Origin of the sequence: Apibacter sp. HY039, from assembly GCF_004023655.1 — a bacterium.
Taxonomy (GTDB): domain Bacteria; phylum Bacteroidota; class Bacteroidia; order Flavobacteriales; family Weeksellaceae; genus Apibacter; species Apibacter raozihei.
In genome coordinates, this window is the sequence record NZ_SAYM01000001.1 from 423,352 (window position 1) to 443,172 (window position 19,821).

Below are 19,821 nucleotides of genomic sequence, written 5' to 3' on the forward strand. Positions count from 1 at the left end.
TAGCTACATATATATAAGACTTTTACAAAGATATAATTATAGGTTAAAAAAAAACTCTTTGGTAACCCAAAGAGTTTTTGTGAAGTTATTTAACGTTGACTTTTAATCAGCATTTTCTTTTCTGAAAACCAGACCGGTTTCAGGGAAGTAATCTGCGACTATGTTATCGTTATCATTTACTTTTCCTCCTAATATTTCTTTAGAAAGCTGATTAAGAATCTCATGTTGTATGAGTCTTTTCAAAGGTCGGGCACCAAAAGAAGGATCGTAACCTTTACTCATAATATAATCTTTTGCTTCATCAGTCATATTCATATGTATTCCCTTTTTACTGAGAATTTTATTAAGCGAATCTAATTGTATATCAATAATGCTTCTGATTTCATTTTTATCTAATGGTTTGAAAACAATAGTTTCGTCAATTCTGTTTAAAAACTCAGGTCGTAAAGTTTTGCGCAATAGTTCCATGACCTGGTTTTTGGTTAGCTCAAGTATTTCCTTATGGTTATCCTGAGTAAGATTCTCAAAATTTTCCTGTATTAAATTTGAGCCCATATTAGAGGTCATGACGACAATACTGTTTTTAAAGTTTACAGTCCTTCCTTTATTATCCGTTAATCTTCCATCATCAAGTACCTGAAGTAATATATTGAATACATCCGGATGTGCTTTTTCTATTTCATCGAGCAATATAACAGAATAAGGCCTTCTTCTTACAGCCTCAGTTAATTGTCCACCTTCATCATAACCTACATATCCCGGAGGAGCTCCAACCAATCTGCTTACAGAATGTTTTTCCTGATATTCACTCATATCAATTCGGGTCATTGAATTTTCGTCATCAAATAAAAATTCAGCCAAGGCTTTGGCTAATTCTGTTTTACCAACTCCGGTAGTTCCAAGAAAAAGAAAAGATCCGATAGGTTTTCTTTCATCATTCAATCCGGCACGATTTCGTCGTATTGCATCTGCTACGGCTTCAATCGCTTCTTGTTGTCCAACAACCCTTTGGTGTAAAACAGATTCAAGGTTTAATAATTTTTCCCGTTCACTTTGTACCAGCTTAGTTACAGGTATACCAGTCCATTTAGCAACTACATCAGCAATATCTTCAGAATCAACTTCTTCTTTTATTAGCCTAGGTCTGTCATCGGAAAGATCATTTTCTGCCTGAGAGAGAAGTTCTTCCTGCTCTTTAATTTTTCCGTAGCGCAGTTCAGCAACTTTTCCATAATCTCCGGCTCTTTCCGCTCTTTCCGCTTCCAGTTTGTAATCTTCAATATTTTTTCTGATTTCCTGTACTTTTTCAGCTCTCTCTTTTTCAGCTTTCCATGAGGCGCTTAATTCATCACGTCTTTCATTAAGTTGAGCTAAATCTTCTTTTACCAGATTCAGCCTCTTTTCATTTGCCTGTTTAATGGATTCATTTGAAGTAGGGCTTTCTGCTTCTCGCTTAACAGCTTCCAATTCAATCTCAAGCTGCATTTTCTTTCGATCCAATGCATCCAGTTCTTCTGGTTTGGAGTTCATTTCCATTCTAAGCTTAGAAGAGGCTTCATCCATAAGATCTATCGCTTTGTCCGGAAGGAATCTGTCAGAAATATAACGGTTTGATAATTCTACAGCAGCTATCACTGCTTCGTCTTTAATTCTTACCTTGTGATGCGCTTCATATTTTTCTTTAATACCTCTCAGTATAGCTATCGCATCTTCTACGTCAGGTTCTTCAACATTTACTTTTTGAAACCTCCTTTCCAGAGCTTTGTCTTTTTCAAAATATTTTTGATATTCATTTAAAGTAGTTGCGCCAATGGAACGTAATTCTCCCCTTGCCAATGCAGGTTTTAGAATGTTTGCAGCATCCATAGCTCCTTCTCCGCCTCCGGCTCCTACCAAAGTGTGTATTTCGTCTATAAAAAGGATAATATTACCCTCGGAAGAGGTAACTTCTTTCACAACTGATTTCAGCCGTTCTTCAAATTCACCTTTGTATTTAGCTCCTGCAATTAGTGCTCCCATATCCAGAGAATAAATGGTTTTATCTTTTAAGTTCTCTGGTACATCGCCGTTAATTATTCTATGGGCAATACCTTCTGCAATAGCAGTTTTACCAACTCCTGGCTCACCAATTAGTATAGGGTTGTTTTTAGTCCTACGGGATAATATTTGCAATACTCTTCTTATTTCTTCATCTCTACCAATTACCGGATCTAATTTTCCCTCTTGAGCTAATTCGTTTAGATTTTTCGCATATTTATTTAGAGAATTATAATTGTCCTCAGCAGATTGAGAGGTTACTCTTTCTCCTTTCCGTATTTCTTCAATAGCTTTTTCTACTCCATTTTTAGTTACTCCCTGATCTTTTAGTAATTGGGAAGTTTTATCATTAACAGAAAGAATTCCAATAAAAATATGTTCAAGACTTACAAATTCATCTTTCATCTTGTTTGCTTCAAGCTGAGCATCATTAAGTGCCTTATTAGCGTTTTGTGAAAGATATAATTGACCTCCGGATACTTTTGGTAAGGAGTTTAATATAGATTGTAATTCTGAGTTTATATATGCTAAATTGGAATTTTGTTTTTTTAGTATAAATGTTATTACACTTGCTTCGCTTTCTAAAAGAGCTTTTAGCAAATGAGCAGGCTCTATGGCCTGATGTTCCATGCCTTGAGCAATCACTTGTGCTTGCTGTAAGGCTTCTTGTGATTTGATGGTTAATTTATTAAAATCCATAGTTTAAAATATCTGAAATAGATTCATCAAAATGTGATCCAAATTAGCTATTAGTTAAATTAATTTGCTATGAATCATTTATTTATGACATATATGATATAATTATGAATTTGAATAAGTCAAAATGTCGTTTTTTTAATTAATAGGAAGTGAATTAGTGACAAAAAGTCTTGTTTGATGATTTTGTGGATGATTTAAAATTATAATTTTAGCATTAATAAGCAAAATTATAATTAGTGTTTTTTTTGTATGTGTGGTTTGCTTAAATAAAATTAAATAAGTTGTGACCAGTATAATATCAAGGGATTAAGGAGTTGTAAACTAAGACTTATTTAATGCATTCTGATGCTTGCTCGTATCAATGCGATTGCATTTATTTTGTTCAGAGGAATGTCTTGTGAGTCATAAGCAGGATTTTCGCTGGTTAATCTGATACTGTCTTCTCCGGATTCTGACTTGTGAAGGTATTTAATAGTTGAAAAACATGTATTATCATCTAAGGCGATTTCAATAAGATATATCTCTCCCCAAAATATATCACTCACCGGAATGCCTTTGAAAATAATAATATCTCCGCTTTTAAACAAAGGTTTCATTGAGTTGCCTTTAACGTAGGCTGCTCCATCGGAGCCGGTTAAATTAGGTATTTTGAGAAAATTAAGTATTTGAGAGTCGTCGGTTTTCTTTTCCAGTATATTTTTTAGATCATCATTATTGTCAAGGTCGTAAAGAGGAATTATCTTGTTTTTGTCCGGGGTAAAAACAAAATCAGTGTCTTCTGCCAGTTGAATAAGGACGTCTTTGTCTAAAGGTTCATGTCTGTTCATAGATCCTTTTCCGGTAAGAAGCCATTCTGCATTGATGCCTACACATTTTGTGTAAACGAGAAGTGGGTCGTATGTATTTCTGTTTTTCCAGTTAGAAAGTGTCTGAGGTGATATGTCAAGCATCTTTGCCAATTCTGCATCCTTTTTTATACCATAAAATTCTTTGATTTTATTTAAAATTTCAGAAATATTCATACGTTTTTTATCTTTTAAATAAACATATTGTTTATTTATCGGTTTGATTATTAGACAAATATAATAAAAAAACGATAATATTGTTATAACAGGTAAACAATCTTGTTTTTTGATAATTAGAAAATCAAAAACATTAATAGATATTATATTGGGAAATATTTTCCTTTTTAATGAAATCTAATACTCGAATGTATAAGGGCTAAATAACTTATTTTATTGATATTTAAATTCAATTCCTCTAAATTTTGATTTTCACTGGTTATCTTTATAAAGTTGTCTCCAATATCTGATTTTTGAATGTATCCGATAGTTAAAGATATGTTCTTGTTTTCCAGAGTTGTTTCAACAAGGTAAAGTTCTCCCCAAAGTATGTTTTTAATTGATAGGGTTTTAAATGTGATAATATCTCCGCTTTTTAGAAGCGGACTCATAAATTCTCCTTTAACATATATTGCTCCGTCACATTCTGCCAGATCTGGTAAGTGTATGAAATCGGTTATAGCTATATTTTTGCTTTTGTTGTTGATGATATTTTTGAGGCTGGTGTTCGCGTTTAATTTATATAAAGGAATATTTTGTGCTTTTTGTTTTTTATATATACTTCCGTTTTCTGGTTCTTCGACCAGGTTCTCAGTAAAATCTATTTTTTTATATTCGTCTTTGAAAACAGGTTGTTTGCCAGTAACAATCCATTCGGGATTAAATTCTACACATTTTGTGGTTAATAATTTGGGATTATAGGTTCCTCGAGATAGCCAATTTGATAATCTTTGTGAAGAAATTCCTAAAAACTGAGCAAACATATACTTTCTTTTAAAATTGTAATAGCTCATTATTTCTCTTAAAATGCTCTTTTTATCCATGTTTAATATAAAATATAAACATTATGTGTAATTTAATTTGTTTTTGAAACAAAATGTTTATACATTTGGTTTATTAATAAACAAATATATTAAAAAAATATTATATTGTTATGACAATCGAACAAATTAAAGAAAAAATGGAGGTAGGAGATTATGTGCTAGCATCTAAATTGCTAAAAACCACACCAGAAAATGTAAGAACTCGATTTGCCAGAGCTAAAGAGGATGTTATAGAAGCTTTAACAGCTATCATTGATAATAGGGAGAGGTTTATTAAACGTTACCGGGCGATGGTTCGTAAAAAAGTTGTGATTGATAAGAACGAACCGCTTGTTTAAATCGTGTAAGAGTATATTTTATAATACTAGGTTTTGATGTTTATTTTTACCATGATTTATTTAATACATTAATTTTTCATAGTTAATTAAATCAATGGGGAGGGTTGCTTATCTTAAGCAACCTTCCTGTTTCCTGTGCATTTTAGAGTCCGGTAATACCCATTTGTTTCATAAGATAAGTAGCATTCATGTTCTTAGCAATACCTTCCTGCATCTTATAGGTAAATGATAATTTATCATGAGTAATATCAGCCTCGAAGCGATAGTTCTTAATATGATTCGGATACTCATTTTCTAAACAACCTAAAACTAAATCATGTGTAGCTATTATTCCATTACCATTTAATTGTATAAGCTGCTTCATTAAGGCTAAAGATCCTTTTTGTTTGTCTTCTGAGTTAGTGCCCTTTAATATTTCATCTAAAATTATGAATAACTGCTCACCGGATTTTAGTCTGTCAATAATCATTTTTAAACGCTTTAATTCCGAAAAAAAATAAGATTCATTATCAACTAATGAGTCGGTGGTTCTTAAATTTGTAACCAAATTTCCCGGATAGAAATTTAAGGTTTTAGCACAAACCGGTGCACCTATGCAGGCAAGAAGATGAGTTACTCCAATAGTTCTGAGATATGTACTTTTTCCAGCCATATTTGCGCCGGTAATGACCATAAAAAAAGAGTTGTTTTTAATTTGTATATCGTTTTTTATACAAATATCTCTCGGTATGAGTGGATGACCTAAATCTTTACCTTCGAAATTGAAGTGATCTGTAATAGGGAGTGGGTAAATATAATCGGGGTGATTGTAACTAAAAACAGAAAGAGATGATAGTGCATCAAATCGGGAAAGTGCCTCAAACCATAAAGGAATTTCATTTAGATGTTTTTCAATCCATTGTTCAATCTTAATAGCATAACGTACATTCCAGAATAAAACCGGATTAAAAAATAAGACCACCGGATAGGAAAGTCCCATATTTATGTTGGAACAATATCTTTCCAGCTTTTTTATGGCAAGAGACGCTTGTGTAGTACCAGATTTTAAAAAATTCTGATTAGTGTTTAATAAATTACTTTCAAATTTTTGATTTTCGATCAGTTGAAATAGAGAGTGATAATTGGAAAGTTGGTCTGTTTTTTTATCAAAAATATCCAGGACAGTATGAATAGATTTTATAGAAGAAGAACTTAAAGCAAATGTTATTAACCATAATGGAATAAATGTTATGAAGGGGAGCATACCTGTAAAACAGAGGACTAAAGTAATCAAAAAAATAACAGGAACTAGTAAAGATACAGTTTCCCAGAATTTATTTTTATATAAAAGATTTTTATGAGAAAATGAAGGGGTAAACTTTGTAGTATCTATGTCTTCTTTTTTGTCAAGGTTGCCTATAACTCTAAAGTGATGAATTAACTGCTGACTTCCTGTAAGTTCTTTAATAGCTTCTTGTTGTTCAATAATTTTTTGTTTATCACTTAATGGATATAAGAACAAGTCAGATAAATATTTTTTACCCATTTTAGTAATGGTGCGATTGATTGATTGAAATAAGGATCGTTCACCAAATAAATCCAGATCATAGCAAAAACTATGTTCAGTTAGAATATTTTCAGGAGCACTGTCAAAAGGACTAAAGTCATAGTTAATACTCTTACATTCATTTTCTGCAAGCTGAATCATAGTTAGGGCATAATTTTTTTTATAAAAAAGCTTGTCGTGAATTTTTAATAAAACAATAAAGCCTAAAAGAAAAATAAATATGTTGCTAATCAGGTAAAAGGTATGACTCCATAAGATGTAGGAGAGTAATATTCCGCCGATAGTCCAGATAAAACGTAGTAAGGCGATAAGAAAAATCTGTTTCTTTAAAGGTTCTAATTTTTGTTTTTCTTTATTTATAATTTCAAGATAATAATTATTTAATTCGTTATAATTCATGTTTCAAAGATAATTTAATAGAATTTATTTTTCAATAAATAAATATCTTATAACGGTTTTTTTTATTTTTTATATCTTGCTGATAGTTGTAAACTAACGACTATGAATGATGAAAGTTTAAAAAGATTTAACAGGATCATTTCTATTATGACCTTTTTGCAGTCAAAGAAAATTATAAAAGCTCAGGATTTAGCTTCTCGTTTTGATGTAAGTATAAGAACCATATACAGAGATATTCGTTCTTTAGAAAAAGCAGGTATTCCTATAGTAAGTGAAGCCGGTACAGGGTATTCTATAATGGAAGGATACCGTTTACCTCCGGTTATGTTTAGTAAAGAAGAGGCACTTAGTTTTATAACTGCTGAAAAATTAATGACAAAATTTACGGATCAGGGAATAGGTGCACATTATGCCTCAGCTATGGTTAAAATTAAGTCAGTGTTACGTTCTAGTCAGAAAGATGCAGTAAGCCGTATTGAAAATAGAATTGATATTCGTTCTGTAAATTCTTTTTCAGGGTCAGATATAGTAAACTCTTTACAGATTGTTTTAGAAAGTATTGTAGCAAAAAGACAGAGTATTATAAAATATAAATCGGTTACAGATGAAATAACTTGTAGAACAATTGAACCGGTAGGTATATTTTTTCAAAATAGTTTCTGGTATATCATGGGGTATTGTCTGCTTAGAAAGGATTACAGGCAATTTCGTACAGACAGGATATTAAATATCATTCAGACAGATAAAGAATTTACCAGTACTCATGGGGAATTGTCAGATTATAAAACCGAATATTGCACAGGCTCTAAAATTAGAGTAAAAATATTAGTGGATAAGTTAACGGCTAAATATTTAGTTAATGCAAAAACTGGTTTTGGATTTATTTCAGAAAGAGAAGTAAGAAATCAGATAGAAATGACATTTCAAACTGCTGATATTAATGAAGGATTTCCCCGTTGGTTTTTATCTTTTGCAGATTATGCAACTATATTGGAGCCGGAAGAACTTAAGGTTACTGTGAAAAATATTTTCTATAACATTAAAAGCAAACACGGGTTTTAGTTATATTTTCTTGTAACATAATCTATAGTTAAAAAAAATATAGATTATTGCTTTATATAATGAAAAAAGGTCTTGTAAAAAGACCTTTATAATAAGTTACATCTCCCAAAAGAAAGGAGGTTCTATTCCTAAAGCCCTTAAGTAGGTAAATCCCTGAGCTCTGTGATGTATTTCGTTATTGATAAAATAAAAAATGCTATGAATTATAGGAAGGTTGTATTGTCCGTACAAATTAAATTTTTCAGGAAATTTTTCTGCAGGAATCTGTTTAAAATACGTGTTGATTATTTCTGTCTGTTCATCCCAACATTTAAGAATTTCTTCTTTTGTGGAAAGTCCTAAACTTTCTGCATGAGGCTCTTGAGTTTTCTCTACAATTTGTTTGAGTCCCGGACCTGCAATTGCCAATAATTCTTCTATCATTTGAGAAAAAGGCCTCATGCCTCCGATTGAAAATTCAAATAAATCTTTTTCAGGGAATTTTTCAATCGTTTTCCGGGTAACTCTTCGGTGTCCCTGAAAATATTCTAATAATTGAGCAGGATTTAAAATGCCATCTTTCATAATTGTGTATTTATAATTATAATACAAAGGTAAAAGAGGGGAGTGACAACTGTGTGTCAGTGATATTTATGGAGTTAGGTTTTTATATAAAAAAAGTCCGGTTTTTTTAAAACCGGACTTTTATATAATCATTGAACTGTTACAAAGCGAGTTCAATTACTTCAGACATTTGTGATACGTAATGAATTTTTAATCCTTTAATGTATTCGGGTTTAATCTTATTGATATCTTTTTTATTTTCTTCACATAAGATTACGTTGGTAATACCAGCTCTTTTGGCTGCTAATATTTTCTCTTTAATGCCCCCTACAGGTAAAACTTTACCTCGTAAAGTTATTTCTCCGGTCATCGCCCATTTGGATTTTACCTTATTTCCTGTAAATGAAGATACCAGAGAGGTTAACATTGCAATACCGGCAGAAGGTCCGTCTTTAGGTGTAGCTCCTTCCGGCACATGTATGTGTACGTTACTTTCTTCTAATTTTAAAGGATCTATTCCAAACTTTTCATAATTCGCTTTAATATATTCCAAAGCAATAGTTGCAGATTCTTTCATAACATTGCCCAGATTTCCTGTCATAGTAAGCAGTCCTTTTCCTTTGGATAAAATGCTTTCAATAAAAAGAATATCTCCTCCAACCTGAGTCCAGGCAAGTCCGGTAACTACACCAGGAACTGTATTGTTTTCTGATTCTTCAGGCTTCATGGGAGGTCCAAGAATTTCTTCTAATTTTTCTCTGGAAAGTTTCTTGTTATATTCTGTGTCACGTGTAATCAACAAGGCAATATGTCTTACAACTTTGGCTATTTTTCTTTCTAAATTCCTTACACCTGATTCTCTGGTATAAGCCTGAATAATAAATTCCAATTCTTTTTTACCTATAGATAAGTCTTTTTTGCTTAAGCCGTGTTCCAATATTTGTTTAGGTAAAAGATATTTAGTGGCAATTTCTACTTTTTCTTCAATAGTATATCCGGAAATGTCAATAATTTCCATACGATCCAACAGGGCCGGTTGTATGGTAGATAAACTATTAGCAGTAGCTATAAACAATACTTTAGATAAATCATAATCTATATCCAGAAAGTTATCGTGAAAAGTACTGTTTTGTTCCGGATCTAAAACTTCCAACAATGCAGAAGAAGGATCACCATGCCCGCTGGTGGTAATTTTGTCAATTTCATCTAAAACCATTACCGGATTGGAAGTCCCAGCTTTTTTAATAGATTGTATAATTCTTCCCGGCATTGCACCAATATAGGTTTTACGATGCCCTCGTATTTCAGATTCGTCATGTAATCCCCCTAAGGCCATCCTAATATATTTTCTTCCTAAAGCAGATGATATTGACTTACCTAAGGAGGTTTTACCTACTCCCGGAGGGCCGTAAAGACAAATTATGGGAGATTTCATATCTCCTTTAAGTTTTAAAACAGCTAAATATTCTAGAATACGCTCTTTAACATCATCTAATCCAAAATGATCTTTGTCTAAAACTTTTTCTGCATTTATAATATCAAAATTGTCTTTTGAGAATTTTTCCCAAGGTAAATCCAGCATTAATTCAAGATAATTTCTTTGAACTCCATAATCAGGAGTTTGAGGATTCATCCTGACCATGCGATTTAATTCTTTTTCGAAATGCTCTTCAACAGCTTTACTCCATTTCTTTTTCGAAGCTTTATCTCTCATTTCTTCAGCTTCAGCTTCATAAGATACTCCACCCAGTTCTTCCTGTATGGTTTTCATTTGCTGATGGAGAAAATATTCTCTCTGCTGTTTATTGAGATCTGTGTTTACTTTATCGTGAATGGAATTTTTAAGAGAAATTTTCTGTAATTCCAGATTTAAATACTTTAAAGTTTTAGCTGCACGATCTGAAAGATTATCGATTTCTAATAATTCCTGTTTTTCAGGTAAAGGCAGATCAAGGTTTGATGCAACAAAATTAACCAACAACGTGCTTCCTTCAATATTTTTTAAAGCAAAAGAGGCTTCCGAAGGAATAGCCGGATTTTCATGTATAGTTTTGATTGCCGTTTCTCTTAAACTTTCCAATAGAACATTAAAATGTTCCTGATTTTTTGTTGTCTTTTTTTTCTTATCTTCCAATAAAGTAACTTCGGCTCTCATGTAAGGTTCATCTTCAATAATATTGTTTAATGAAAATTTACGAACCCCCTGAATAATTACCATAGAACTACCATCAGGCATTTTCAGTAATTTCAATATTTTACCAACTGTACCTATTTTGTGTAAATCTTCTATTTGTGGATTATCGGTTTTGACGTCTTTTTGTGTGACAACGGCAATGATTTTGTCCGATTTTTGCGCTTCCTGCAATAGCTTAATAGATTTAGTTCTTCCTGCAGTTATTGGAATAACTACGCCGGGAAATAAAACTACATTTCTTACGGGCAAAAGTGGAAGTACATTTTGGAACGACTCGTTCATCATTTTGTCTTCTTCTTCCTGACTTAATAACGGAATAAATTCGCTATCATTTTGCATTACCTGATCTAATGACAAGATGTCAAATTTCATAATGTTATATATTTTATTTTATGACAAACCTTCTGTTCTTTAATTGAATTTAAAATAAATATAGAGTATGATAATTCTGTATGTTTTTGAAAATTAGAGTATAAAGAAAACAGTGTCATATTCTGTTACTTACAAAAGTCAATTAATATGCCAAATAAAAAAGAATATCACTTGCTGCCTCACAGCTGCAAGAATAAGTAACATACAATTTGTAGAAAATTTTTATATTTTAATAAGAGTAAGAATTTCAACCTCGCCATCTGCATAAGAAACCTTAATAAAATATCTTCCCGTAGGAAGTTTCGCGACATTAAGTTCTTGTCTGGCGTTGTTGTCAGATATTTCTCTGTTGATAACAGAACTTCCTACCATAGACAAAACTGATATGTTTTTTATTTTAGTAGATGTTGTGTTTTTTATAATGGTAAAATCCGTAGCAGGATTAGGGAACAGCAATGATCGTGTGGTTTTTTCGTTAAAATTAATATACGAAGTTTGTGTTGGTAGTTCGTTTTTCGCAACTACCAAGTTAAATGAAAGAAAAATAAATATAAAAGATAGAACTTTCACCATAACTATATTATGCTAACAAAATTAATAATAATTTAGATACAAAACAACACAATTTTAAAGAACATTAATTGTGCCAAAAAAAATTATTTTAAAAAGTCTATTTGCTGTTTAATTTGTTTTCTATGTTTAGTCTCATTATTAAATAATAAATTTTTAAGATTTTCCCAATATTCACCTACAATTAATTTCTTTTTCAATTTGGAAGTAGAACCGTGACTTAAACCAAACCTAGGGATATTATAAAGAAGGTCTTTACGATTTAATTTTTTATATGTAAAACTAAAAGCATAATCAATAGATGTGTTTTCAAGTAAATTAATTTCTCGCTTTCCATAGTCTGTTTTAAAAACGCCGTTAGGGTAAGCAAATAATTTAATGGGTTGATTTAGTATGTCACTTAGTTCATTTATCGATTGATTGATCTCATTATATGCAATGTCATCGGATTCATTAGCAAGAATAGGATGATTGAGAGTATGTGCTCCTATAATAAAGTGTCCGGAATTGTTTAACTCTTTTAATTCTGAGATATTCATATTCCTTCTAGGCCTTGAAGATATTTGATTTTCTGTTTTATAAATTGAAATTATATCAAGAATATCAGATATTTTCATATTTTTTAACATGGAATAGAGATAAAAATCTTTCATGGACTCTATGCTGATATTAAATTTTTTTGAAATAATTTGTCGAACATAATTTTCATTATATCCCTCCATTTCTTGAAACCAAAAATTAGTTTCAGACTTAAGAATGTAAGGAGAAACAAAAATAGCTGCCTGCAAATTATATTTTTTTAAAATTGGATAAATGATAGTGTAATCTGTTAAACAACCATCGTCCACAGTTATAAAGAAAGAATTTTCCTTTATTTTTTCACCTTTATAAAACCTCTGGATGTCTTCCATTTTGCAAGGACTGTACATAGATAATAAAAGTTGAATGGTTTCTTCAAACCATTTTGGGTCATTTATTTCGTGGAAGTTAATAATCTTAATCATATACAAATTTATTAGTACCAAAATAATACTCTGCATCACTGTCAGCATATGAAAGTTGAAATTCTGTATTAGTATCAGAAGGTTCGATAGTAATATGCTTAGAAAATGTACTAAATACTGATGTGGAACTTAGCTTTTTAAAATTGTTGTTAAATAATATATTGTTACAAGCAGTCAAAGAAGAAGAGGTAATGATGGCAAATAGATTTAATTTTTCAGATAGTTTTGTAACGCTATTTATAATAGTTTGGAGTTCGGAAGGATTATTTAAATCATATCTGTAGTCAACAAGCATTAAACAATTAACAGCTTTCCAACGTACCGGTCTGACAACAAAAAATGAAGGATTATTTTGATCAGTGTGTATGGTAGATTGATAAATATAATAGCGATTTTTTTTGTGTAAAAATCTCCAGCTCATAAAATCTTTATCTCTCAGTGTCTCTATAATTTCTTCATTCCATTGTGGAGTATTAATAACAAAATCATCAATATTTGTAATTAGTCTGAAATTTTGATTTTCATAGTGTGAAAAATTTAATTGATCAGGGAAATTATATTGATGTAATGAAGGATTTTTTATTTTAAAAAAACGATGAAATAAGAATTTTACAATATGATAGTAACTGGTAGGTTTATAAAAAAAGTTAAGTTCTCCAATAATTTTACATCCTAATTTTTGTTGTAATTTAAGTGCATTCGTAGATGCATTCATCCCAAAATAGTAGTCTTTTTTTATGAATAGTTTTGCCAATCCTATTCCAATTCCAAACTTTCTGTATTCTTCATCAACAAAATAATCCTGCCCCCAATAACCAGGATAAATCTTATTTTTAAAAGCAAACTTTTCCGGAAGTGTGATAGATTGTCCGACAATCTTATCATCATTAAGACATATGTATACGGATTCTAAAGAATTAGAGTTAGGATTGTCTAAAAGTCTGTATTTTAAATATTCAGATTGGCTGGGGATAAAAGGAAAAATTTTTTCATTAAATAAAACAATTTTTTCAAAATCACCAATATGGGCATTTCTATAATTTACCATACTGAAGAATGATAATTCAATTTGATATTACTTGTATGATTCAAAAGATTAAATAAAATTTTTTTTCTATTTTTTTGACTGTATGGAATTATATAATTCTTCAATACTTTTAAATTTAGCTAATTCATCAATAGCTATATCTACCTTATACTCATCCTCAATCATCATTTGTATAGTAACGGCGGTAAGAGAATCCCAGAAATCAGAATTAATATAATCGGTTTGTGGATTCAGGTTTAGTGATGTATCTTCCAGCTGATTTTTAAATTTGTCTATAAATTCGTTCATTTAATAAATATTTAGGAAACAAAGTTAAGTATTTTTTGAATTTGATAATCGTGTGTAAATGTTTTTTATTGAGCAGAAGATAATGTAAATATACTTATTTTTGTTTCTTCAGTTTTAAGTAACTCTGTTGCACAAGCTATCAGGGTAGCACCTGTAGTTAAAACATCATCAACTAGCAGGAAGTGACCTTTCTTAGATACATTTTTTTGAAAAGCACCCTGAATTCTTTGTAATCTTTCCCATTTTCCAGAGTTTGTTTGAGAATCCAAATGATAAATCCTCTTTAAAATTTGAGGCTCATAAGTACAATTAAGAAGTTTGGATAAGGTTTCTGCACATAATTCTATTTGATTATACGTTCTTTTTTCAAATCTTTTATAATGAATTGGGACAGGGACCACATAGTCTATTTGTTTAAGATTAGAATTATTTTTGTTTAACTCAAACCAAATTTCAGCCATCCAGCTACCTATTTCAGGACAATTTTTATACTTTAAATAATGTACTAATTTTTGCGTTATATTGTTTTTTTTGAAAATTAGTAAGGAAGAGGCATATTCTATTTTTACATGATTGTTTATTTTTTCTTTCAGGTAGTTATCACTGGAGAATGGAATACCAGTGAAGGGTAAAACAGAACTACAGCTTTCACATACAAATTTTTGATGGAAGGGTATGATTAAATCACAATTGATGCACCTTTTAGGAAATAACACAGAAAGAACCTCTTGCCACATAATAAAAATCATTTACCTTTGCTTAAAATTAGGTAAAATTTCTTAGAGGTGATAAGATTAACCAAAATATTTACTTTTGAAACAGCCCATGCTTTGTGGGGGTATGATGGGAAATGTAAAAATGTTCATGGACATTCTTACAAACTTTATGTGACTATTAAAGGAAACCCAATTGATGATATTCACAATTCAAAAAATGGAATGGTCATGGATTTTGGTGATTTAAAAGTCATCGTTAATGAATTGATTGTAGATCCTTTTGATCATGCTATATTGTTAAATTCAAACTCTGAGCATAAAAGACTGGGAGATACTTTAATTAAAGAAGGGCATAAAGTTATTTTTACAGACTATCAGCCTACCTGTGAAAATATGCTATCAGATTTTGCATTAAAAATCCAATCCCGCTTGCCTCAAGGTATTTTTTTAGCTAAGTTAAAATTATATGAGACAGAAACTTCCTACGGAGAATGGATAAAAGAAGACCAATAATATTAAATTTACAAGAAGGGAAAAAAGTTTATTTTGCATCGGATCAACATTTTGGCGCTCCAGATGAAAATTCTTCCAAAATTAGAGAAAACAAATTTATCAGATTTCTTGATACTATTAAGAAAGACTGTGAATTTTTATTTTTACTCGGAGATCTATTTGATTTTTGGCATGAATACAAAACTGTAGTTCCCAAAGGATTTATAAGAGTTTTAGGTAAATTGGCTGAACTTTCCGATCAGGGAATAATCATTTACTGTTTTACAGGTAATCATGATTTATGGATGAGAGATTATCTCGAAAAAGAATTACATGTCATACTTTTCAGGGAAGAGCAGGAATTTTGTATTAATGGTAAAGAATTTTTTATAGCTCATGGAGATGGATTAGGTCCTGGAGATCATGGATATAAAAGAATGAAAAAATTATTTACTAATCCGGTAGCCCGGTGGTTTTTTCGATGGCTTCATCCTGATATTGGCGTTGCTTTAGGAAATTATTTGTCAAGAAAAAATAAATTAATTAGTGGAGATGAAGATGTTAAGTTTTTGGGAGAAGATAAAGAATGGTTGATTATATTTTCAAAAGATAAACTTAAAGAAAAGTTTTATAATTATTTTATTTATGGACATCGTCATCTTCCAATGGATTTAAAGATAGGAGAGGAGAGCCATTATGTTAATTTAGGAGACTGGATTACCTATTTCACCTATGTTGAGTTTGATGGAGAAATGCTTGAGTTAAAGAATTTTGAGTAAATAATTTATTATTTCACTTCAAAAAGTTTTTTTAATTCCTGAGCTTCATTAGGACGTATTTTTCCGGATAAAATTAAAGATAATTCTCTTCTTTGTTGAGCCCCTTTGTATCGTTTCATTTCTTCATCAGTCTGAGGAATAATCTTATTGACTTTTTTAGGTTTCATCTTTTCATCTAACGCAACGAAAGTGTAAATTCCTTCATTTGTTTTGGTTTTAGTTTGTTTAAGCGGATCGTCTATCCATACGTCCACGAAAACTTCCATAGATGTTTCAAATGATTTGGAAACTTTTGCTATTACTTCAACAGTACTACCTACCGGAATAGGTTTATTGAAAGATACATGATTTACTGATGCAGTAACCACTTTAGATTCCGAATGTCTCATGGCAGCTATTGCACATGCACGATCCATTAAAGCCAGTAAATCCCCGCCAAACATATTATCATAACTATTGGTTTCATTAGTAAGTACGATAGTTGTCATGATGGTTTTTGAATCGTCCGGAATTTTGGATTTCATGTTTAATGTTTTTTAAGTCTACTGAATAGCTGGAAGACCAAAATATTTGTAATTAAATATGCAGTTTTCTGACATACTGAATATAATTTTTTCTTTATCTGACGAAAAAGTTCCCAATTTATCAAGGTCCAATTTACCGTTAGATTTTAGTATTTCCTTCCATTCATTTATAGTCTTATCAACCGACTCTTTAACGAGCTTAAAATCTTTAGATTCAGCCAAAGATATTTCTTTAGCAAGCGTATTGTCATTTAGACTGTGCTGCTGTGAAAAAACTAAAGCATATCTGGGAGGAAAAGTTTTTTTTGATTCCGGATCTACTTTTGCAGATTCAAAAAGCAGATTAAATTTACCTAAAGTTGGTAAAGTAATTTGCTTATTGTCTTCCAGTAGTTGAATACAATATTTTAGTAATTCCATGATACAAAAGTAAAGCTAATAATCAATAATGGACTGTTAAATTATATACATCTAGTAAACATAAGTTTATTTTGTGCCTTGGTAATCTTTAATTTTCTTTTTCATTGAACTGAAAAACTCTGGAGTAACACCAATATAGGAAGCTATATGTTTTTGAGAAACAACATCTTTCAATTCCGGAAATTTTTTACAAAAATCCAGATATCTTTCCTCAGCAGTAAAACTAAGAATTTCATTTAGTCTGTTTCTTAAAAAAATTACGGAACGCTCTAAGCTTTCATTATAATATTTTTCAAGTTTAGGGAATTTTTTAACAGATTCATCTTTTGCTTTTTTTGATAAAATCAAAATTTCAGAATCTGTAGCCGCAACAATGTTAAATTTAGTAGGTTTACCAAGTAATATACTTTCATTATCAGCAATCCACCATCCCTGAGATGAAAACTGAAGAACCTGTTCAACCCCTTTTTTATCATTTATGTAACTTCTAAGGCAACCGGAAATCACAAAATAATAATTATCTTCAATTTCACCCTGTTTCAATAAAAATTCTCTTTTATTAAGTTTTTTAAACTTTAGGATTGCCTTTATATGCTCTTTTTCTTCTTTTGAAAGAGTGACAACCTCATTTACTTTTTCTAAAATTTTATCAAACATCATAATAAAATAAATTTTTTAGCGATGTAATTTAAACAATATTTTTAATATATGTTAATATTAATTTTATCTTATTGCTTATATCTTTTATATTACATGGATATTTTACATTCCACTTTAATATAAAAATCACTTTAAAAAGTAATTATATTTCACATTTTTAATTAATTAGATAATTTTAAGATTGTCTTTAATTCAGCTAAAGAAAGTTGAGATTTTAAAGTTAAAAAAATCAAATTCTATGAGATAAATAGTTCAATTTTGATATTTTTTGAGCTGTTTTATCGTTTAAAATAACTCAAAAAAAGCAGTCGGGACTTTAAATAAGTGAAATTAAAATAAAATAAGTGGGTAAACTAAGGGGATAAAAACTTCAATATTATAAAAAACAGCCTCATTTTTTGAAGCTGTTTTTTTATATTTTAATCAAGTTTAAGTACAGCGAGAAAAGCTGATTGAGGGACTTCAACGCGTCCAATTTGTCTCATACGTTTTTTTCCTTCTTTTTGTTTTTCAAGAAGTTTTCTTTTACGAGATATATCACCTCCATAACATTTAGCAGTAACGTCTTTACGTAGAGCTTTAATAGTCTCTCTGGCTATTATTTTTGCTCCGATAGCAGCCTGGATTGGGATGTCAAATTGCTGTCTGGGAATAAGTTCTTTTAATTTTTCACACATTTTTTTGCCAATGGTATACGCATTATCCTGGTGGATTAAGGCTGATAGCGCATCAACGGGTTCACCATTGATAAGAATATCTACTTTCACTAGTTTTGAAGCCTTCATACCTGAAGGAGCATAGTCAAAAGAAGCATATCCTTTAGATATGGTTTTTAAACGATCATAAAAATCAAAAACCACTTCCGCTAAAGGCATTTCAAAAAATAACTCTACCCTGTCAGTTGTAAGATAGGATTGATTTGTCAATTCCCCTCTTTTTTCTATACACAGAGTCATGACAGAGCCAATGAAATCGGCTTTTGTTATTATAGATGCTTTTATATAAGGTTCTTCAACCCTATTTAGCATAGTAGGTTCCGGTAATTCTGAAGGGTTATGTACAGCAACAGCTTTTTCCGGGTCTTTATTTAAATAGGCATTGTATGAAACATTCGGAACAGTGGTGATTACAGTCATTTTAAATTCACGCTCCAGACGTTCCTGAATAATTTCCATGTGCAACATTCCTAAAAATCCACATCGAAAGCCAAATCCTAACGCAGCAGAAGATTCCGGTTCAAAAACTAACGAGGCATCATTAAGCTGGAGTTTTTCTAAAGCTCCTCGCAAAAGTTCATATTCTTCTGTATCAACAGGATATATTCCGGCAAATACCATAGGTTTAACCTCTTCAAATCCTGATATAGCCTCAGTGGCAGAATTTTCAACAGAAGTAATCGTATCACCTACTTTTACTTCACGGGCTTCTTTAATACCGCTGATGATATAGCCTACATCTCCACATTGAATCATTTTTTTAGGAACCTGATTTAATTTGAGAGTACCGATTTCGTCAGCATCATAGTTTTTACCAGTTGCCATAAATTTTACTTTTTGGCCTTTTTTTATGCTTCCGTTTACCACCTTGAAATATGCTTCAATTCCTCTGAAAGGATTAAATACCGAATCAAAAATTAAGGCTTGCAATGGGGCCTCAGGATTACCGGATGGAGCTGGTATTCGTTGAATGATTTGTTCAAGCAATTCAGGAACTCCTTCTCCTGTTTTTCCACTTGCTCTTAAAACATCTTCAGGTTTGCAGCCTAAGAGATTTACAATTTCATCAGTTACTTCCTCCGGATTTGCGGAAGGCAAGTCAATTTTATTTAATACCGGAATAATTTCCAAGTCATGTTCTAAAGCAAGATATAAATTTGAAATTGTTTGTGCTTGTATACTTTGAGCTGCATCAACAATTAATAAAGCACCTTCGCAAGCTGCTATAGAACGAGATACTTCATAGGAAAAATCTACGTGTCCCGGAGTGTCAATCAGATTAAGAATGTATTTTTCTCCATTATGTTCATGCTCCATCTGTATTGCGTGGCTTTTTATGGTAATTCCACGCTCACGCTCCAAATCCATGTCATCCAGGGTTTGTTCCTGAAGTTCTCTGTCTGAAATAGTTTTGGTTTGTTGAAGTAATCTGTCTGCCAGGGTACTTTTTCCGTGATCTATATGTGCAATGATGCAAAAATTTCTTATATTCTTCATACTTTCTTCAATGATGCAAAAGTACATTTTTT

At 31.1% G+C, this 19,821-nt stretch carries 19 protein-coding genes; 4 read left to right on the forward strand and 15 right to left on the reverse strand.

The window, feature by feature from the left end; translation table 11 throughout:
* Nucleotides 1–102: 102 nt before the first annotated feature.
* The 3 genes from clpB to EQ921_RS01995 all read right to left on the reverse strand — a co-directional run bounded on the left by clpB (nt 103) and on the right by EQ921_RS01995 (nt 4,621).
* Nucleotides 103–2,736 (reverse strand): ATP-dependent chaperone ClpB, encoded by a 2,634-nt coding sequence (gene clpB / locus EQ921_RS01985; RefSeq protein WP_128330367.1) that lies wholly within the window; start codon nt 2,734–2,736, stop codon nt 103–105.
* A gap of 332 nt (nt 2,737–3,068) precedes the next feature.
* Nucleotides 3,069–3,758 (reverse strand): helix-turn-helix domain-containing protein, encoded by a 690-nt coding sequence (locus tag EQ921_RS01990; protein ID WP_128150695.1) that lies wholly within the window; start codon nt 3,756–3,758, stop codon nt 3,069–3,071.
* Nucleotides 3,759–3,925: 167 nt separating this feature from the next.
* Nucleotides 3,926–4,621, reverse strand: a complete 696-nt coding sequence (locus tag EQ921_RS01995; RefSeq protein ID WP_128330368.1) for a helix-turn-helix domain-containing protein — start codon at nt 4,619–4,621, stop codon at nt 3,926–3,928.
* 110 nt (nt 4,622–4,731) lie between these two features.
* On the opposite strand from EQ921_RS01995, the gene EQ921_RS02000 reads away from it, so the two are divergent.
* The gene (locus tag EQ921_RS02000; protein WP_128150699.1) at nt 4,732–4,959 is read left to right on the forward strand and encodes a hypothetical protein; all 228 of its coding nucleotides are present in this window, start codon (nt 4,732–4,734) and stop codon (nt 4,957–4,959) included.
* A 142-nt stretch (nt 4,960–5,101) separates the two neighbouring features.
* Here the strand turns inward: EQ921_RS02000 and EQ921_RS02005 are convergent, their stop codons facing one another.
* Nucleotides 5,102–6,904, reverse strand: coding sequence for a hypothetical protein (locus tag EQ921_RS02005; protein WP_128330369.1), 1,803 nt, complete (start codon nt 6,902–6,904; stop codon nt 5,102–5,104).
* Nucleotides 6,905–7,006: 102 nt separating this feature from the next.
* On the opposite strand from EQ921_RS02005, the gene EQ921_RS02010 reads away from it, so the two are divergent.
* A complete protein-coding gene (locus EQ921_RS02010) occupies nt 7,007–7,966 on the forward strand; it encodes a YafY family protein (RefSeq protein WP_128330370.1) in 960 nt (319 codons plus the stop codon).
* A 96-nt stretch (nt 7,967–8,062) separates the two neighbouring features.
* Here the strand turns inward: EQ921_RS02010 and EQ921_RS02015 are convergent, their stop codons facing one another.
* The 7 genes from EQ921_RS02015 to EQ921_RS02045 all read right to left on the reverse strand — a co-directional run bounded on the left by EQ921_RS02015 (nt 8,063) and on the right by EQ921_RS02045 (nt 14,722).
* On the reverse strand, nt 8,063–8,530 hold the full coding sequence (locus EQ921_RS02015) for a DinB family protein (RefSeq protein WP_185144501.1): 468 nt from the start codon (nt 8,528–8,530) through the stop codon (nt 8,063–8,065).
* Between the two features lie 139 nt (nt 8,531–8,669).
* On the reverse strand, nt 8,670–11,075 hold the full coding sequence (gene lon, locus EQ921_RS02020; RefSeq protein WP_128330371.1) for an endopeptidase La: 2,406 nt from the start codon (nt 11,073–11,075) through the stop codon (nt 8,670–8,672).
* Nucleotides 11,076–11,297: 222 nt separating this feature from the next.
* Nucleotides 11,298–11,648, reverse strand: a complete 351-nt coding sequence (locus EQ921_RS02025) for a T9SS type A sorting domain-containing protein (protein ID WP_128330372.1) — start codon at nt 11,646–11,648, stop codon at nt 11,298–11,300.
* Between the two features lie 83 nt (nt 11,649–11,731).
* Nucleotides 11,732–12,649: a polysaccharide deacetylase family protein gene (locus tag EQ921_RS02030; RefSeq protein ID WP_164875560.1), complete on the reverse strand. Its 918-nt coding sequence runs from the start codon at nt 12,647–12,649 to the stop codon at nt 11,732–11,734.
* Nucleotides 12,642–13,697 (reverse strand): hypothetical protein, encoded by a 1,056-nt coding sequence (locus tag EQ921_RS02035; RefSeq protein WP_128330374.1) that lies wholly within the window; start codon nt 13,695–13,697, stop codon nt 12,642–12,644. Before EQ921_RS02035 ends, EQ921_RS02030 begins: the two co-directional genes overlap by 8 nt.
* A gap of 66 nt (nt 13,698–13,763) precedes the next feature.
* The gene (locus EQ921_RS02040) at nt 13,764–13,985 is read right to left on the reverse strand and encodes an acyl carrier protein (protein WP_128150713.1); all 222 of its coding nucleotides are present in this window, start codon (nt 13,983–13,985) and stop codon (nt 13,764–13,766) included.
* A 65-nt stretch (nt 13,986–14,050) separates the two neighbouring features.
* The gene (locus EQ921_RS02045; RefSeq protein ID WP_128330375.1) at nt 14,051–14,722 is read right to left on the reverse strand and encodes a ComF family protein; all 672 of its coding nucleotides are present in this window, start codon (nt 14,720–14,722) and stop codon (nt 14,051–14,053) included.
* A gap of 48 nt (nt 14,723–14,770) precedes the next feature.
* Here EQ921_RS02045 and EQ921_RS02050 point away from each other — a divergent pair, with 48 nt between their 5' ends.
* Both EQ921_RS02050 and EQ921_RS02055 read left to right on the forward strand, forming a co-directional pair.
* Nucleotides 14,771–15,214, forward strand: a complete 444-nt coding sequence (locus tag EQ921_RS02050) for a 6-carboxytetrahydropterin synthase (RefSeq protein WP_128330376.1) — start codon at nt 14,771–14,773, stop codon at nt 15,212–15,214.
* Nucleotides 15,193–15,972 carry a UDP-2,3-diacylglucosamine diphosphatase gene (locus EQ921_RS02055; RefSeq protein ID WP_128330377.1) on the forward strand — a complete coding sequence of 260 codons (780 nt, stop codon included), beginning with the start codon at nt 15,193–15,195 and terminating at the stop codon, nt 15,970–15,972. Before EQ921_RS02050 ends, EQ921_RS02055 begins: the two co-directional genes overlap by 22 nt.
* Before the next feature lie 8 nt (nt 15,973–15,980).
* Here the strand turns inward: EQ921_RS02055 and EQ921_RS02060 are convergent, their stop codons facing one another.
* From EQ921_RS02060 to lepA, 4 genes are all read right to left on the reverse strand, one after another.
* Nucleotides 15,981–16,496, reverse strand: a complete 516-nt coding sequence (locus EQ921_RS02060; RefSeq protein ID WP_128150721.1) for an acyl-CoA thioesterase — start codon at nt 16,494–16,496, stop codon at nt 15,981–15,983.
* A gap of 18 nt (nt 16,497–16,514) precedes the next feature.
* Nucleotides 16,515–16,916, reverse strand: a complete 402-nt coding sequence (locus EQ921_RS02065; RefSeq protein WP_128150723.1) for a hypothetical protein — start codon at nt 16,914–16,916, stop codon at nt 16,515–16,517.
* Nucleotides 16,917–16,982: 66 nt separating this feature from the next.
* On the reverse strand, nt 16,983–17,576 hold the full coding sequence (locus tag EQ921_RS02070; RefSeq protein ID WP_128150725.1) for a Crp/Fnr family transcriptional regulator: 594 nt from the start codon (nt 17,574–17,576) through the stop codon (nt 16,983–16,985).
* Nucleotides 17,577–17,995: 419 nt separating this feature from the next.
* A complete protein-coding gene (lepA, locus tag EQ921_RS02075; RefSeq protein WP_128150727.1) occupies nt 17,996–19,789 on the reverse strand; it encodes a translation elongation factor 4 in 1,794 nt (597 codons plus the stop codon).
* Nucleotides 19,790–19,821 lie beyond the last annotated feature (32 nt).

Excerpts from the sequence above, each read along its gene's own strand:
- clpB (WP_128330367.1), bottom strand. The coding sequence starts at position 2,736 with ATGGATTTTAATAAATTAACCATCAAATCACAAGAAGCCTTACAGCAA.
- EQ921_RS01990 (WP_128150695.1), bottom strand. The coding sequence starts at position 3,758 with ATGAATATTTCTGAAATTTTAAATAAAATCAAAGAATTTTATGGTATA.
- EQ921_RS01995 (WP_128330368.1), bottom strand. The coding sequence starts at position 4,621 with ATGGATAAAAAGAGCATTTTAAGAGAAATAATGAGCTATTACAATTTT.
- EQ921_RS02000 (WP_128150699.1), top strand. The coding sequence starts at position 4,732 with ATGACAATCGAACAAATTAAAGAAAAAATGGAGGTAGGAGATTATGTG.
- EQ921_RS02005 (WP_128330369.1), bottom strand. The coding sequence starts at position 6,904 with ATGAATTATAACGAATTAAATAATTATTATCTTGAAATTATAAATAAA.
- EQ921_RS02010 (WP_128330370.1), top strand. The coding sequence starts at position 7,007 with ATGAATGATGAAAGTTTAAAAAGATTTAACAGGATCATTTCTATTATG.
- EQ921_RS02015 (WP_185144501.1), bottom strand. The coding sequence starts at position 8,530 with ATGAAAGATGGCATTTTAAATCCTGCTCAATTATTAGAATATTTTCAG.
- lon (WP_128330371.1), bottom strand. The coding sequence starts at position 11,075 with ATGAAATTTGACATCTTGTCATTAGATCAGGTAATGCAAAATGATAGC.
- EQ921_RS02025 (WP_128330372.1), bottom strand. The coding sequence starts at position 11,648 with ATGGTGAAAGTTCTATCTTTTATATTTATTTTTCTTTCATTTAACTTG.
- EQ921_RS02030 (WP_164875560.1), bottom strand. The coding sequence starts at position 12,649 with ATGATTAAGATTATTAACTTCCACGAAATAAATGACCCAAAATGGTTT.
- EQ921_RS02035 (WP_128330374.1), bottom strand. The coding sequence starts at position 13,697 with ATGGTAAATTATAGAAATGCCCATATTGGTGATTTTGAAAAAATTGTT.
- EQ921_RS02040 (WP_128150713.1), bottom strand. The coding sequence starts at position 13,985 with ATGAACGAATTTATAGACAAATTTAAAAATCAGCTGGAAGATACATCA.
- EQ921_RS02045 (WP_128330375.1), bottom strand. The coding sequence starts at position 14,722 with ATGTGGCAAGAGGTTCTTTCTGTGTTATTTCCTAAAAGGTGCATCAAT.
- EQ921_RS02055 (WP_128330377.1), top strand. The coding sequence starts at position 15,193 with ATGGATAAAAGAAGACCAATAATATTAAATTTACAAGAAGGGAAAAAA.
- EQ921_RS02060 (WP_128150721.1), bottom strand. The coding sequence starts at position 16,496 with ATGAAATCCAAAATTCCGGACGATTCAAAAACCATCATGACAACTATC.
- EQ921_RS02065 (WP_128150723.1), bottom strand. The coding sequence starts at position 16,916 with ATGGAATTACTAAAATATTGTATTCAACTACTGGAAGACAATAAGCAA.
- EQ921_RS02070 (WP_128150725.1), bottom strand. The coding sequence starts at position 17,576 with ATGATGTTTGATAAAATTTTAGAAAAAGTAAATGAGGTTGTCACTCTT.
- lepA (WP_128150727.1), bottom strand. The coding sequence starts at position 19,789 with ATGAAGAATATAAGAAATTTTTGCATCATTGCACATATAGATCACGGA.